This window comes from Nonomuraea sp. NPDC050733, assembly GCF_040654215.1.
GTDB lineage: Bacteria > Actinomycetota > Actinomycetes > Streptosporangiales > Streptosporangiaceae > Nonomuraea.
In genome coordinates, this window is record NZ_JBFAHO010000005.1 from 292,950 (window position 1) to 307,970 (window position 15,021).

The following is a 15,021-nucleotide window of genomic DNA, read 5'->3' on the forward strand; positions in this document are numbered from 1 at the left end:
CGCGGGCTGCCGATCGATTGATCTTTCACCTTACTGATCGACAAGGAGCGAGAAACGTGAGTGCGAACCGGGTACGTGTCGTCGTCACCGGGCTAGGCGCGACGACGCCCGTCGGTGGAGACGTCACCTCGACCTGGTCGGCGCTCCTCGCCGGTCAGTCGGGCGTCAAGGCCATCACCGAGGAGTGGATCGACACCGTCCCCGTGAAGTTCGCGGGGACGGCCGCGGTCGACCCGACCGAGGTGCTGCCCAGGCCCGAGGCCCGCCGTCTCGACCGGAGCGAGCAGTTCGCCCTGGTGGCGGCCCGCGAGGCCTGGCAGGACGCCGGCGCGCCCCCGGTCGCGCCCGAGCGGCTCGGCGTCGTGGTGTCCAGCGGCATCGGCGGCATCAACACCACGCTGTCGGCCTACGACACCTACAAGGAGCGCGGCTGGAACCGGCTCTCGCCGTTCACCGTGCCGATGCTCATGCCGAACGGCCCGGCCGCGTGGATCGGCCTCGACCTCGGAGCCCAGGCCGGCGTGCACGCCACCGTGTCCGCCTGCGCCTCCGGCGCCGAGGCCATCGGCTACGCGATGGACATGATCCGGGCCGGCCGCGCCGACGTGGTCGTCGCGGGCGGCACCGAGGCCGCGATCCACGGCCTCAACATCGCGGCCTTCTGCGCCGCGCGTGCCATGTCCACCCGCAACGACGACCCGGCCGGCGCGTCGCGGCCCTGGGACCGCGAGCGTGACGGGTTCGTGCTCGGCGAGGGCGCCGGCATCCTGGTGCTGGAGTCCGAGGAGCACGCCCGGGCGCGCGGCGCCCGCATCTACGCCTACGCCGCGGGCGTCGGCTACTCCGCCGACTCCCACCACATCACCCAGCCGGAGCCGGAGGGCCGGGGCATCATCATGGCGATGACCCAGGCGCTCAACGACGCCGACATCACCGGCCAGGACGTCAAGCACGTCAACGCCCACGCCACCTCCACCCCCGCCGGGGACGTCATCGAGGTGCAGGCGGTCGCCAAGGCCATCGGCGCCCACCCGCTGGTCACCTCGACCAAGTCCATGACCGGCCACCTGCTGGGCGGCGCGGGCGGCATCGAGTCCGTGTTCACGATCAAGGCGCTGCAGGAGCGGATCGTTCCCGCGACCATCAACCTGGCCGACCCCGACGACGGGATCGAGGTGGACATCGTCCACGGCGCCAACCGCACCCTGCCGGAAGGCGACATCGCCGCGGTCAACAACTCGTTCGGGTTCGGCGGCCACAACGCGACTGTCGTCTTCAAGGGGGCCTGATGACCGTTGCGGACAGCAGAGTAACGGCCGCGGGCTCCGACCAGGAGCCCGCCGATCCCCGCGACCCCGCCGTCCGCCTGGCCGCGCTGCTCGACGAGGGCTCGCTGCGGCTGATCACTCCTGAGGACAAGAGCGGCGTGCTCGCCGCGACGGGCCGCGTCGAGGGTGTCCCCGTCGTCGCCTTCTGCAGTGACGCCCGCTTCCAGGGCGGCGCGATGGGCGGCGAGGGCTGCGAGCACATCGTGCACGCCTACGACGTGGCCGTCCGAGAGCGGGTGCCGGTCCTCGGGATCTGGCACTCCGGCGGTGCGCGACTCGCCGAAGGCGTCGAGTCGCTGCACGCCGTCGGCCGGGTCTTCGCCGCCATGACGAAGGCGTCCGGCGTCGTCCCGCAGATCTCCGTGGTCGTCGGGGCCGCCGCCGGCGGCGCCGCCTACGGCCCGGCACTCACCGACCTGGTCATCCTGGCCGACTCCGGCCGGATCTTCGTCACCGGGCCCGACGTGGTGCGCAGCGTCACCGGCGAGGACGTCGACAGCGCGGCGCTCGGCGGCCCCGAGCCCCACAGCAAGCGCAGCGGCGTCGTCCACGTCGTCACCAGGACCGAGACCGAAGCGCTGCTCAAGGCGCGCCGGCTCGCCGTGCTGCTCGGGCACCAGGGCCGCGTACGCACCTCCGAGGTGGCGGAGGTCGACTTCTCCAGCCTGCTGCCCGAGTCGGCCCGCCGCGCCTACGACGTCAAGCCGCTGGTCAACGGCCTGCTCGACGAGCCGGGTGTGGAGCTGCACCCGAAGTGGGCGCCCAACATCGTCACCACCCTCGGCCGGCTCGGCGGCCGGACCGTCGGCGTGGTCGCCAACAACCCGCTGCGGCTCGCCGGCTGCCTCGACTCCACCTCCGCGGAGAAGGCCGCCCGCTTCGTGCGCATGTGCGACGCCTTCGGGGTGCCGCTGGTGGTCCTCGTGGACGTACCGGGTTACCTGCCGGGTGTCGGCCAGGAGCACGGCGGCGTCGTCCGCCGCGGGGCCAAGCTGCTGCACGCCTTCGCCGAGGCGTCCGTGCCGCGGGTCACGCTGGTCACCCGCAAGGCGTACGGGGGCGCGTACGTCGCGATGAACTCCCGCGCGCTCGGCGCCACCAAGGTGTTCGCCTGGCCGACGGCCGAGATCGCGGTCATGGGCGCGGTGGCGGCGGTCCGCGTCCTCAAGCGGCGCGAGCTGGCCGCGGCCTCCGACGAGGAGCGGCCGGAGCTGGAGCAGCGCCTGGCGCGGGAGCACGAGAGGCTCGCCGGCGGCCTGGCCCGCGCACAGGACCTCGGCGTGGTCGACGAGGTCCTCCGGCCCGCGGAGACGCGCGGCGCGATCGCCAGGGTGCTCGCCCAGGCCGCCCCGGCCCGCGGCGCGCACGGCAACATCCCGTTGTAAAACCCGGTCCTACCCGGATGGGCCCCGCACCTGTCGAAGGTGCGGGGCCCATCGGCGTTCGGAGACGCGTCCGAAGACGCCGGGTGGGAGGCCCGTGGTGGGAGGCCCGTGGTGGGAGGCCCGTGGTGGGAGGCCCGTGGTGGGAGGACCGTGGCGGGTCGGGCGGCGGTGGGTCAGACGGCGGCGTGCAGCCAGCGGACCGGGGCGCCGTCGCCCGCGTAGCGGAACGGCTCCAGCTCCTCGTCCCACGGCTTGCCGAGCATCTTGTCCAGCTCCTCCTCCAGCACGCACCTCCCCTGGGCGGCCATCATCATGACGGCGCGCAGCCGGTCCTCGGGCACCATGATGTCGCCGGCCGCCCCGATGACCGCGCTGAAGGCGCCGAGGGTGGGCGTGTAGGCGTGGCGGGACCCGTCGACGCCCTGTGAGGCGTCCTCCGTGATCTCGAACCTGATGCGCTGCCAGCCCATGAGCGAGGACGTGATGGCGGCCGCGATGCCGGGGCGGCCCTCCCACTCCGCCTGCGCCCGTACGACATTGGGCGCGGCTGGTTGCGGCGTCCACGTCAGGTCCACGGGCACGCCAAGGACACCCGCGACCGCCCATTCGATATGAGGGCACAGCGCGGGCTGAGCCGAGTGGACGTAGAGCACGCCACGAGCAGACACCGGACCTCCCGTTTCGGTACGAGGTGCGCCTTCCCCAACGGCCTCGTCCTGGGATGATCACAAGTGACTAGGGAGAGACTACCGTCGGTCGCAATCAGGCACCAGAGGGGGCCCATACCAAGTTGTTGCGGCTGTGGCACGTGACAGCGGGGGGCGACGCGGATAGATACCCGCTCATGGACATCGAATATGTCGGCGAGGCGCTCATCCGGCCAGGTCAGGTGATGACCGACCGCACCGCCCTGTCCACCGTGGCCCGCTGGACGCAGGCGGTCTCCGAAGGCGACGGCGTCTGTGTGATCCACCTGTCGCGCGGCGCCGACGTCTGCGAGATCACCCGGGATCTGCGAGATCGCGGCTTCCGGGCCTCGCCCAACCATGTGGTCACCGGCCAGCCGCTGTTCTTCGGCGGCCCGGCGTCCCGGCCGTTCCCGGTGCGCCCGGCCCCGCACCGGCCCGCCAGGGGCCGCTCGTCCGTGCTGGTGGGCCTGCTCGACACGGGCGTCGCCAAGCACCCGTGGTGGGAGTCCAGCGGCTGGTACGGCGACCTCGGCCGCGACGACGGCGACGCCGCCGACGGCCCGCAGGCGGGTCATGGCACGTTCCTGGCCGGCCTCATCCTGCGCCGCGCCCCGGGCGTGTCGCTGTGCGTGCGGCGGGTCCTCGACGGCGACGGCCTCGGCGACGAGGCGACCGTGATCCGGGCGCTGAACCGGATGCGCGAGCGGGCGCCCCAGGTGATCAATCTGTCCTTCGGGTGCCACACCTTCGACGACCGCCCGCCTCCCCTGCTGGCCGACGCGCTCAGAGGGCTGCCCGACACGGTCAAGGTGGCCTGCGCGGGCAACACGGCCGGCGACCGGCCGTTCTGGCCGGCGGCGCTGCAGGGGGTCGTGGCGGTCGGCGCGGTGGACGCCTCCGAGCAGCGGCGGGCGCCGTTCTCCGCGCACGGCACCTGGGTCGACGCGTGCGCCCGCGGCGAGTGGCTGACCAGCAGCTATCTGGAGGCCGGGGAGTTCGACGGGTACGCGGCGTGGAGCGGCACGTCCTTCGCCGCCGCCCTGGTGGCGGGCGCCGTGGCCGACGCCGCCCGGGAGCTGCCGGTGGGCCGGGCGGTCGAGCGCGTGCTCGATCCCGCGACGACCAGGCAAATCCCTGATCTAGGGTCTCTCGTCCCGTCGAGTCTGTAGAGTTTACGCTCAGTCCTCGGCCAGTTACGAGGAGGCAGCGTGGCCTCCTCGTAGGGCGGGCGAAGGAGGCCGCATGCACGAGCCACGGCACGCAGGCGAGTTGCTCGAAGCAGCGGCCGACGACGACCAGACGGCCTGGGACACGCTCGAATGCAGGTATGGGCCACGAATGTGGGCGGTGGCCCGAGCCTGCGGCTTGAGCGAGGCGGATGCGGCGGACGCGGTCCAGGGAGCGTGGCTGCGGCTGCTGGAGCATCTGCACACCATCAGGGAACCATCGGGCATAGGCGCATGGCTGGCAACGACGACCCGTCGTGAGGCGATGCTGATCCTCAGGAAGGAGCGCCCCGGCGTTCCCCTCCCCGAGGTGCCCGGCGAGCCTGATCCGGCGGCGGCCGTCCTGGAGGCCGACAGCAGTCGCCGGCTCTGGAAGGCGGTCTCCAGCCTGCACGAGCCATGCCGCACCCTCCTCCAGCTGGTAGCGACGAACCACAAGAGCCAGCAGGTGGCGGTGCGACTGGGCGTGCCCATAGGCAGCGTGGGTCCTACCAGAACGCGGTGCCTGGAAAGACTGCGCACTCTGATCCACCTACAGGAGACGGTGCAATGATCAACGAAGAGTACTTCCTGGCGGCGCTCCGTTTGGCCGCCGGGCACGATCCGCTCCCAGAACATGTCTCCGCTGCCGCCCGCGACGCCTACGGGCTCCGGGTCCCCCAAGCGGTGACCGCCGTCCCGGCCGAGTGCTCCGCCTCACGCGAGGTGCGCAGCTCGGACGGCTGCCAGCTGGTCCGCTTCGTCGCGGCGGGCCTGACCTTCGACTTGGAGGTGACCGTGGGCGACGGACTCATCGACGTGGCGGGACAGATCGTCCCGCATCCCGGAGAGGGCAGCCATGTCGACGTCCGCACCCCTCATCTGACGCTGACCAGACGCCTGGCCGGCACCGGCCACTTCGCGGCCACGGGCCTGCCTCCGGGCTGGCTCAGCGTGGTCTGCCACCGACCCGGGCATTCCCCCGTCCAGACGAGGTGGGTGCGCATCCGGCCGTGACGTCCGCACACCCCGGCCTCCCCCGCGTCTCCCGCCTGACGGCGGCCGGGCTGGTGACGGGCGGGCTGGTGGGGGCGGCCGAGGCGGCGGTGCTGCGCTCGGTCGTCGACCCCCGGCAGGCCATGCTCGCCGCCCAGGCCGTCCTGTCGGCCGCCGAGGCGCGGGGCGTGGCCGAGGCGGCCGTCGTGGCGCTCAGGGCGATGGGCCTTGCCGCGCGGGAGCTCGGCGACCTTGAGGCCGCCGAGCGGCACCTGCGGCGCGCCGTCGCCACACCCGGCGCGCCGCCCGAGCGGCCGGCCCAGGCCCGGCTGTCGCTGGTCACGGTACGCACCGAGCGCGGCCATCCCCTCCAGGCGCTGCGTATCGCGGCCCTGGCCTGGCCGGCCCTGTCGCCTCTCGACCGGGCCAAGCTCGACACCCAGCGCGCCGTGGCCCTGGCCCATCTCGGCCGCTACCAGGAGGCCGTGGCCGCCTGCGACCGCGCCGTACAGGTCCTGGCGGCGGCGCCGGGCACCGTCGACGACCACAGGTTCCTGGCCGGGGGGCTGCTCAACCGCGGACTGGTCCACGCCTTCCGCGGCGACTGGGACGCCGCCATGGGCGACGTCACCGCCTGCCTGGAGCTCGCCCGGCACGCCGGGCTCGACCACCTCGCGCGCCTGGCCGCCGCCAACCTGCCCTTCGTGGCCGTACGGCGGGGCGACGTGGCCGGCGCGTTCGGCCACTACCGGGCGGCCGAGGACGCCCTGTTCGGCTTCCCCGAGCGGCTGGCCACGATGCGGGCCGACTTCGCGGGCGCCCTGCTGGCCGCCCAGCAGCCCGGCGAGGCCAGGGAGCTGCTCACCCGGGCCGTACCCGACCTGGAGGCGTCCGGGGCCCACGTCGCGCTGGCGGACGCCCGGCTGAAGCTGGCCAGGGCGGAGCTGCTGACGGGTGACGCGCGGCGGGCCCTGGCGGTGGCCGAGCGGGCGGCCCGCGACCTGGAGGCGCAGGGCAGGCGCTCCTGGCTGCCGCTCGCCCGTGAGGTGGTCCTGCGTGCCCGCCTGGCCCTGGACGGTCCGGCGCCCGCGCTGCTGGAAGCCCTGGTGGCCTGCGCCGGCGAGCTGGAACGGGACCCCGCCCACCAGGGGGGCGCCGCCGCCCTCCGCCTGGAGGCGGCCGAGGTCGCCCTCGCCCTGGACGACCGCCCGACGGCCCTCACCCAGCTCACCCACCTGACGACCGTGCCCGGCGACGCGTCGCAGGACGTGCGGGACAGCACGGCCGTCGGCTCAGCGGCGCGCGCGGGCTCGGAGGCGGAATCTCCGGATCACGGGCGCGGCCGGGGACGGGGTGTGACCCCTGCCAAGGTGGCGTCCCTGCCGCCCGCCCTGCAGGAGCTGGTCCGTGCGCCCGAGGCGCCCGTGGTGCGGCGGGTGCCGGGGCCGGTGCTGCGGCATGCCATGGCGCTGGAGGCCGAGTTGCGGGGCGACACCGCCGCCGCGCTCCGTGCCGCCCGTGACGGGCTGGCCGAGGTCGGGAGTCAGGCCGGCGCGTTCGACGACCCGGCGCTGCGGGCGCACATGGCACGGGCCGGCGAGCGGCTGGCCGGGCTGGGGCTGCGGCTGGCGGTACGCGACCGGGACGCGGCCGAGGTGTTCGCCTGGGCCGAGCGCTGGCGGGCCGTGGCCGCGCCCCCGCCCCACGTGGCGGACCTGGACGAGGTGCGCGCCGCGCTGAGCGAGGCGTCGCCGGTCGGGGACCGGCCGTGTGGAACGGCGCCGGACGGAGGTGGGGCAGGCGGGGCGGCGCCCTATGAGGTCGGGCAGCACGGCATGGCGCTGGTGGAGTTCGTGGCCGTCGGGGGGTCGCTGGTGGCCGTGGTGGTGACGGAGGAGCGGGCGGTGGTGCGGCGGCTGGGCGGCCTGGAGGAGGTCGCGGAGGCGGTCGTCCACCTGCGCTACGCCCTGCGCCGTCACACCCTCGGCGACGGGCCGCCCGCGAACCGGCCGGTCCTGGGCCCTCCGGCCCACGGCCCGGGTGATCCGGTGTGGGAGGCGGCGCGGGAGGTCGGGCGGCTGCTGTTTCGGCCGGTCGAGGCGGACGCGGGCGATCGGCCGCTGGTGGTGGTGCCCGCCGGGCCGCTGCACACCGTGCCGTGGGCCGCCCTGCCGGAGCTGCGCGGGCGTCCCGTGAGCGTGGCCGCGAGCGCGTCGGCCTGGCTCGCGGCCGGGCGGCGCGCACCCGTCCCGGCCGGTCCGCCCGAGGTGGCGGCCGCCGCGGGACCCGGGCTGGCGCACGCGCGGGCCGAGGTCGACCGCGTGGTGGCCGGGCATCCGCGCGGGCGGGAGGTGCCGGCGCGCGGCGGGCCGATGATGGAGGCGCTGGCCTCCGCCGGCGTGCTGCACCTGGCGGCGCACGGGGTGTTCCACGCGCGCAGCCCGCTGCTGTCGTCCATCACGCTCGACGACGGCCCGCTCATGGCGTACGACCTGCTGCGGCTGCCCAGCGCGCCGGGGCTCGTAGTGCTGTCGGCGTGCGACTCCGGGATGGCCCGCGCCCCCGCCGAGGGGGCGCCGCTGGGGCTGGCGGGCGCCTTCCTGGCCAGGGGAACGGCCTGCGTCGTCGCCGGGATGGTGCCGGTGCGCGACGACGACGCGCTGTCCGTCATGACGCTCTTCCACGAGCTGCTGGCCCGGGGTGAGCCGCCCGCGACGGCCCTGGCGGCGGCCTCGGCCAAGACGGAGGTGACCGGCTTCGCCTGCTTCGGCGCCGGCCACCGCCCCGTCACCCCACCGCCCCGTCACCCCACCGCCTGACAGCCGGGAAACCGCCTGACAGCCGGGAAACGGTCAGGGTCAGCCCGTCGCGATCGGCCGGGAGGGGTCGGCGATCCAGTTCGACCACGAGCCGACGTACAGCGACGACGGCAGCCCGGCCAGCTCCATGGCCAGCACCTGGTGCGCGGCCGTCACCCCCGACCCGCAGTAGGCCCCGGCCCGCACGCCCTCGCGCACGCCGAGCCCCGCGAACCGCTCCCGCAGCTCACCCGGAGCCAGGAACCGGCCGTCGGGGCCCACGTTCGCGACCGTCGGAGCGGACACGGCGCCCGGGATGTGCCCGGCCACGGGGTCGATCGGCTCGGTCTCGCCCCGGTAGCGTTCGGCGGCCCTGGCGTCGAGCAGCACCCCCTCCGTGGCGAGCGCCGCGGCCTCGTCGGTCGTCAGCATCGGCATGCCGCCGGGCTTGGCGGTGAAGTCGCCCGGCTCCACCTCCGGGGCCTCGGTCACGGTGGGCAGCCCCGCCGCGACCCAGGCGGGCAGGCCGCCGTCGAGCACCCGGACGTCCTGGTGGCCGAAGTACCGCAACGTCCACCAGGCACGCGCCGCGATGGTCGAGCTCACGTCGTCGTACACGACGACCGGCCGCGCGTCGGAGACGCCGAGCCGCCGCATCGCGCTCTCGAAGAGGGAGGCCCCCGGCAGCGGGTGCCGTCCGTCCGGTCCGGGCGGGGCGGCGAGGTCGGCGTCCACGTCGCAGTAGACGGCGCCCGGCAGGTGCCCCTTGCGGTACAGCTCGATCCCGGGCGGCCCGCCGATCCGCGAGCGGGCGTCGAGCACGGTCACGCCGTCGAGCGCGGCGAGTTCGGCAGGGGTGATCAGCGGGCTCATCTCAGCTCCTCATGGTCGGGCGTCCCGCTCTCGGGACTGGTCAACGGGTGCTCGCCTCCAGCAGCGGCACGTACTGCTCGGCGGCCGTCATCGAGCCGTGGTAACCGGTGAAGGCCGCCTCGCGCGGGTGGGCGCCGGGGGCGACGAGGGCCAGGCCGTCGTACGGCACGGCCAGGACGTCGCCGAGGCGCGGCAGCCACTCGGCGCGTACGGCGGGCCCGAACCAGCCGGCCTCGACCGCCTCCTCGCGCGTCACCACCCAGGCCCGGCCGGCCAGCGTGCCGCGCCACGCGGCGAGCACGTCCGCGACGGCCCCCTCCTCGGCGTACACGTGGCGGGCCCGCGCCTCGCCGCCCAGCAGGGCCACCCCGTGGCGCAGCGCCGGCTCGGCCTCCACGTCGAGCTTGCCGGTGGCGTTGACCATGCCGTGGTCGGCGGTGACGTACAAGGCGCAGCCGTCCGGCAGCGCCTCGGCCAGCCGCTCCGCGAGCCGGTCGACGATCGCGAGCTGCCGCAGCCACTCCTCACCGCCCCAGCCGGTGTCGTGGCCGGCGGCGTCGAGGTCGCCGTAGTACACGGTCACGTACGCGGGCGCCTCGCGCAGGGCCTCGCGGGCCCGCTCGACGCGCTCGTCCACGGTGCCGGCGGCGAGGTGGCGCACTCCCCGGTAGACGGCCTCGCTCAGGCCGCTGCCCGCGTGCTCGCCCGGCGCCACGTACGCGGCCGTGACGCCCGCCGCCCGCGCCCGCTCGAACACGGTGGGGGCGGGCTGCCAGCGGCGCGGGTCCATGACCAGGCCGTCGGGCAGGGTCCAGCGCAGGCAGTTGAACAGCAGGCCGGTGCCCGGCACGGCCAGGACCAAGCCCATCATGCCGTGCTCGCCGGGCGGCAGGCCGGTGCCGAGGGAGCACAGGCTCGTGACGGTGGTGGCGGGGAACCCGGCGGTCAGCACCGAGGCTCCGGGCGCCGTTCCGGCCGGCGGGCGCATGCCGCGGGTCAGGAACGGCGCCGCGCCCGCGTGGGCGCGCAGCGCCTCGGCCCCGAGCCCGTCGACCAGCAGCACGCAGACGGCGCGGGCGGGCTCGATCCGCAACGATCCCGGCTCGCCCGCCGCCTCGCCGACGCCGAGGGCGGCCAGCAGGGCGCGCGGCAGGTCCGCCAGTGACGATCCGCCGTACGCGGGGATCAGAGGGGCGGTGTCGGCCATCCTCCGAGCTTAGCCGCGTGGCCGGGCCGTTCCGAGGCTCCTCGCGGGCCCCGGAGGAGACCCGGGGCGGGTCAGGAGGAGGCGCGTGCCGTGGCCTCCGACAGGGCCTTGGCGAAGGCGAGCACATGAGTGACCGCCTCGGGCCCGTCGGCGGCCTCGCTGACGCGCAGCGACAGGTCGTCGGCGGTGATGGCGCCGGTGTAGCCGTGGTCGGCCTCGCAGTTCTCGTCGCCGCAGGTGGCGGGCTCCAGGTCGACGTGGGCGATAGCGCCCCAGCCGATCGTGAGCGTGGCCTCGGTCGGGGGGACGCCCGGGGCGTAGGAGGCGGGGTCGGGGACGACGCGGGTGACCGCGACGGACTGGATGCGGCTGAGGCGCACGGCCTCGGTGGTGGTGGAGGCGTGCGAGGCGGACACGCCCTCGACGGCCGGGTGCTCGTCCGTGTGGCACACCAGCAGCCTCGTCCCGGTCAGCACCAGGACGGTGACGTGCCTGCGCACCTCCATGGCGGGGTCGAACGTCGCCTCGTGGTGCACCACGAACGCGGTCACTGCCTCCTTGCCCAGCGCGGATTCGACCGCATCGGTGACGAGGTCGGGATAGTAGCCGCTGCGCTCGATCGCTTCGCGCAGGCCCGCGGCTGAGACTCGGGTTTCCCTCATGGGGTCCATCCTGCCAGGATGACGCGCCACCCTCACCCGCCGCACATAACGCTCTATAACGTCTCATGTCGTACGGGTACCGGGAACGTCCCTCCGGAGCGGCGGTGAGCCGTCAGGCCAGGCGGCGCGGCCCTCCGTCGAGGCGCGGGCCCGGCGGCGTGCGGACGGTGGCGCGGGCGCCGAGGATGATGACGCCCGACTCCCCCACCAGCACCTGGTCAAGGTCCAGACGGGCCAGCTCCGGCAGGTCCCCGGCCAGCCGCCCGACCCGTACCAGCAGCTCCTCCAGGGCGGCGACCGCCACGGGCGGATAGCCGTACTCGCCGAACAGCAGCGGCGCGGCCCGCACCGACCGCACCAGCGCGGCGGCGTCCTCCCCGGTGAGCGGCGCCAGCCGGAACCCCTGGTCGAGCAGGAGCCGCGCGGTCACCTCGCCCAGCCCGAACGACACGACCGGTCCGAACGCCGGGTCCTCGACGACGCCCACCACGGTCGGCACCGCGGGCTGGGGCGCCATGCGCTGCACGGCCAGCTCCGTGCCCTCGCCGAGGCGGCCGGCGAACTCGGTGTACGCGTGCCGCACGGCGTCGGGGTTGCCCAGGCCGAGCCGTACGGTGCCGGCCCGGCGGGAGGCGTCGGGGTCGGCCACCTTGAGCACCACCGGCCAGCCCAGCCGCCCGGCGGCCTCGGCCGCCTCGTCCGGCGAGCGCACCACCTCGGCGGGCCACACGTCGAGGCCGTAACAGGACAGCAGCTCGGCGGCGTCCACCTCGACCGGCGGCCCGTCGTCGGCGGGTGGCGGGGTGAGGGCGCGCAGGACGAGGTCGCGGGCGCGGTCGGTGTCGACGTCGAGCTCCGGCGGGGGCGTCACCGGCCGGGCCCGCCAGGCGGCGTACCGCACGACGTGGGCCAGGGCCCGCACCGCCTCCTCCGGCGCCGCGTACGACGGGATGGAGCCGCGCGACGGCGTGGCCCCGGCCCAGAGCGCCGGGTGCATCCCGAGATGCCCCTCGAACGTGGCCAGCACCGGCTTCCCGGACCGCTCGGAGACCCGCAGCAGCTCGGCCGCCACCTCCTCCCCCGCGCCCGGGATCGGCGGCATGTAGATGACGACGGCGGCGTCCACGTCGGACGAGGCGAGCTGGCCCGCCAGCGCCTCGCCGAACTCCGCGGCCCCGGCCGTGGCGCCCAGGTTCGCGGGCGGGCGGGGCGACAGCCCCGCGGCGACGCAGGCGTCGGCGGCCAGCAGCCCCAGCGCGTCGGAGTTGGTGACCAGGCCGACGCGCGGCCCGGCGGGCAGCGGCTGGTAGGCCAGGAGCTGCCCCACGTCGAACAGCTGGATGAGGTCGTCCACCCGGATCAGGCCGGCCTGCTCGAACAGCGAGCTGATCGCCGAGTCGGGCAGCCGCAGCTCGCGCGCCGAGTGCCCGGCCGGCGTGCCTCCGCTCTTGACCACCACGATCGGCTTGCTGTGGGAGATCCGCCGTGCCAGCCGGGTGAACTTGCGCGGGTTGCCCAGGGACTCCAGGTAGAGCAGGATCACCTCGGTCGCGGCGTCCTCCTCCCAGTACTGGAGCAGGTCGTTGCCGGACACGTCGGCCCGGTTGCCCGCCGAGACGAACGACGAGATGCCCATGCCGCGCTGCGCCACCCGCTGGAGCAGGGCGGTGCCGAGCGCGCCCGACTGGCTGAAGAACCCCACCCGGCCCCGCCCGGGCACGGTGGCCGCGAGCGTGGCGTTGAGGCGCACGGCCGGGTCGGTGTTGGCGATGCCCAGGCAGTTGGGCCCGACCACGCGCAGGCCGTAGGAGCGGGCGATGCGCGCCAGCTCGTCCTGGCGGCCCCGGCCCTCCTCGCCGGTCTCGCCGAACCCGGACGACACCACGACGAGCCCGTGGACGCCCTTCTCCGCGCACTCCTTGACCACGTCGGCCACGCTCTCGGCGGGTACGGCGACCACGGCGAGGTCCACGTCGTCGTCGATGGCCGACACGCTCGGGTAGGCGCGCACCCCGGCCACGGCCCGCACCTCGCGGTGGACCGGGTAGACGGGGCCGGTGAAGTCGGCGGCCAGCAGGTTGCGCAGCACGGCCTGGCCGACGCCGCCCGGCTCGCGGGAGGCGCCGATCACCGCCACGGAGCCGGGCGTGAGCAGCCGGGCGATCGAGCGGGCCTCGGCCCGGTGCTCGCGCGAGGCCGTCACCTCGGCCGAGGTCTCGGTGGGGGTGAGGTCGAGGGTCATGCGGACCACGCCGTCGGCGAAGCTGCTCTCCGCGGTGTAGCCGGCCTGGCGCAGGACGCCCATCATCTTCATGTTCGCGGGCAGCACGTCGGCGACGAACCGGCCGATGCCGCGCTCGCGGGCGGTGGCGGCCAGGTGCTCCAGCAGCACCGAGGCGACCCCGCGGCCCTGGTGGGCGTCCTCGACCAGGAACGCCACCTCGGCCTCGCCCGGCTCGATCCGGTCGTAGCGGATGACGGCCACCATCTCGGCGCCGATGGTGGCGATCAGCGCGACCCGGTCCACGTAGTCGACGGTGGTGAACCAGGCCACCTCCTTGTCCGACAGCCGGGGACGCGGCCCGAAGAAGCGGAAGTAGATCGACTCGTCGGAGAGGCGGGAGTAGAAGGCGCGCAGCCGGTCGGCGTCGGCGGGCCTGATCGGGCGGACGTGGGCCGTGCCGCCGTCGGCGAGGACGACATCGGCCTCCCAGTGGGCGGGATACTGAGCCTGCACAGTCCCGAGGGTAATCCCGTGTCCGGGGTCGCGGGACGTCAGGGCCTGTTCGCAACGCTTGTGCATCGACTGCGGACCGGTGTTCGAGGACCGCCCCACGGGCCGCCCGGAAGCTGTTAGTTTTGCGGTGAAGTTTTGCCGTGGCCGGCTCGTTCTGAAGGCAGCAAGGTGGTGACATCATGACGCGGGTCGTCGTGGTGGGCGATCTCATGACCGACGCGGTCGCGCGCGCCCGTTATGCGCTCGCCAGGGCGAGCGACACCCCGGCGATCGTGACCATGCACGGTGGCGGCTCCGGGGCCAACATCGCCTCGTGGCTCGCGGTCGAGGGCGCCGAGGTGGCGTTCATCGGCCGCCGCGGCGCCGACATCACCGGGCGCAACCGCGACATGGAGCTCATGGGCTACGGCGTGGACGCGCGGCTGGTCATGGACCCCGAGCGGCCGACCGGCACCTGCGTGGTGCTCGTCACGCACAAGGGCGAGCGCACGATGCTGTCCGACCCCGGCGCCAACGCCGCGCTGTCCCCCGAGGACCTGCCGCGCGACCTGTTCAACGGCGGCGGTCACCTGCACCTGTCGGGCTACACGCTGATCAACGAGGGCTCCCGCGACGCGGGCCTCGCGGCGCTCGACATGGCGCACCACTCGGGCATGTCGATCTCGGTCGACTGCGCCTCCTCGGCGCCGCTGGAGCGCACGGGCGCCGAGCCGTTCCTGGAGTGGACGAGCGGCGCCAAGCTGCTGTTCGCCAACACCGAGCAGGCCAAGGTGCTGACCGGCCGCGACGACCCGGAGGCCGCGGCGAAGGTGCTGACGGCCTGGTTCCCCGAGGTCGTCATCAAGATGAACGACGAAGGGGCGCTGTGGTTCGGCAACGGCCGCCCCGACCCGGTCCACGCGGCCGCCGACCCGGTCGACCGCATCATCGACGGCACGGGCGCGGGTGACGCGTTCAGCGCCGGGTTCCTGCCGTCGTGGCTGGAGGGCAAGCCGCCGGCCGAGTCGCTGGCCGCGGGCTGCCGCCTGGCCGCCAAGGCGATCACGTACCTGGGAGCCCGTCCGCGCCTCTAGCGCGAGCCGCCGTCTTCCGTAAGGCTTTTCCCGTCAGGGCACGGTGAGGGCACCACGGAGGAGACGAC

The 15,021-nt window shown here is 74.9% G+C and carries 12 protein-coding genes; 7 read left to right on the forward strand and 5 right to left on the reverse strand.

Going from position 1 to position 15,021, the window contains the following annotated elements:
- Positions 1-56: 56 nt before the first annotated feature.
- Together fabF and AB0H64_RS13130 are read left to right on the forward strand one after the other, a co-directional pair.
- Positions 57-1,289 (forward strand): beta-ketoacyl-ACP synthase II, encoded by a 1,233-nt coding sequence (gene fabF, locus AB0H64_RS13125; protein WP_357623427.1) that lies wholly within the window; start codon positions 57-59, stop codon positions 1,287-1,289.
- Positions 1,289-2,713, forward strand: a complete 1,425-nt coding sequence (locus AB0H64_RS13130) for a carboxyl transferase domain-containing protein (RefSeq protein WP_357623429.1) — start codon at positions 1,289-1,291, stop codon at positions 2,711-2,713. The genes fabF and AB0H64_RS13130 overlap by 1 nt, the downstream gene beginning before the upstream one ends.
- Before the next feature lie 173 nt (positions 2,714-2,886).
- On the opposite strand, the gene AB0H64_RS13135 is transcribed toward AB0H64_RS13130, so the two are convergent.
- Complete coding sequence (locus AB0H64_RS13135; protein WP_310710795.1) at positions 2,887-3,381, reverse strand: DUF3145 domain-containing protein; 495 nt, start codon at positions 3,379-3,381, stop codon at positions 2,887-2,889.
- Between the two features lie 176 nt (positions 3,382-3,557).
- Between AB0H64_RS13135 and AB0H64_RS13140 the strand changes: the two genes are divergently transcribed.
- The 4 genes from AB0H64_RS13140 (at position 3,558) to AB0H64_RS13155 (ending at position 8,422) form a co-directional block, all read left to right on the forward strand.
- On the forward strand, positions 3,558-4,571 hold the full coding sequence (locus tag AB0H64_RS13140) for a S8/S53 family peptidase (RefSeq protein WP_357623431.1): 1,014 nt from the start codon (positions 3,558-3,560) through the stop codon (positions 4,569-4,571).
- A gap of 73 nt (positions 4,572-4,644) precedes the next feature.
- On the forward strand, positions 4,645-5,181 hold the full coding sequence (locus AB0H64_RS13145; protein ID WP_357623432.1) for a sigma-70 family RNA polymerase sigma factor: 537 nt from the start codon (positions 4,645-4,647) through the stop codon (positions 5,179-5,181).
- Positions 5,178-5,624 carry a hypothetical protein gene (locus AB0H64_RS13150; RefSeq protein ID WP_310710792.1) on the forward strand — a complete coding sequence of 149 codons (447 nt, stop codon included), beginning with the start codon at positions 5,178-5,180 and terminating at the stop codon, positions 5,622-5,624. The genes AB0H64_RS13145 and AB0H64_RS13150 overlap by 4 nt, the downstream gene beginning before the upstream one ends.
- Positions 5,621-8,422, forward strand: a complete 2,802-nt coding sequence (locus tag AB0H64_RS13155; RefSeq protein WP_357623434.1) for a CHAT domain-containing tetratricopeptide repeat protein — start codon at positions 5,621-5,623, stop codon at positions 8,420-8,422. Before AB0H64_RS13150 ends, AB0H64_RS13155 begins: the two co-directional genes overlap by 4 nt.
- A 39-nt stretch (positions 8,423-8,461) precedes the next feature.
- Here the strand turns inward: AB0H64_RS13155 and AB0H64_RS13160 are convergent, their stop codons facing one another.
- The 4 genes from AB0H64_RS13160 to AB0H64_RS13175 form a co-directional block, all read right to left on the reverse strand.
- Positions 8,462-9,274, reverse strand: a complete 813-nt coding sequence (locus AB0H64_RS13160; protein WP_357623436.1) for a sulfurtransferase — start codon at positions 9,272-9,274, stop codon at positions 8,462-8,464.
- Positions 9,275-9,314: 40 nt separating this feature from the next.
- On the reverse strand, positions 9,315-10,481 hold the full coding sequence (locus AB0H64_RS13165) for a nucleotide pyrophosphatase/phosphodiesterase family protein (protein ID WP_357623437.1): 1,167 nt from the start codon (positions 10,479-10,481) through the stop codon (positions 9,315-9,317).
- 71 nt (positions 10,482-10,552) lie between these two features.
- A complete protein-coding gene (locus AB0H64_RS13170; protein WP_357623439.1) occupies positions 10,553-11,143 on the reverse strand; it encodes a DUF5998 family protein in 591 nt (196 codons plus the stop codon).
- 112 nt (positions 11,144-11,255) lie between these two features.
- On the reverse strand, positions 11,256-13,880 hold the full coding sequence (locus AB0H64_RS13175; protein WP_357623440.1) for a GNAT family N-acetyltransferase: 2,625 nt from the start codon (positions 13,878-13,880) through the stop codon (positions 11,256-11,258).
- 179 nt (positions 13,881-14,059) lie between these two features.
- On the opposite strand from AB0H64_RS13175, the gene AB0H64_RS13180 reads away from it, so the two are divergent.
- Positions 14,060-14,953, forward strand: coding sequence for a sugar kinase (locus AB0H64_RS13180; protein WP_357623442.1), 894 nt, complete (start codon positions 14,060-14,062; stop codon positions 14,951-14,953).
- Positions 14,954-15,021: the final 68 nt, after the last annotated feature.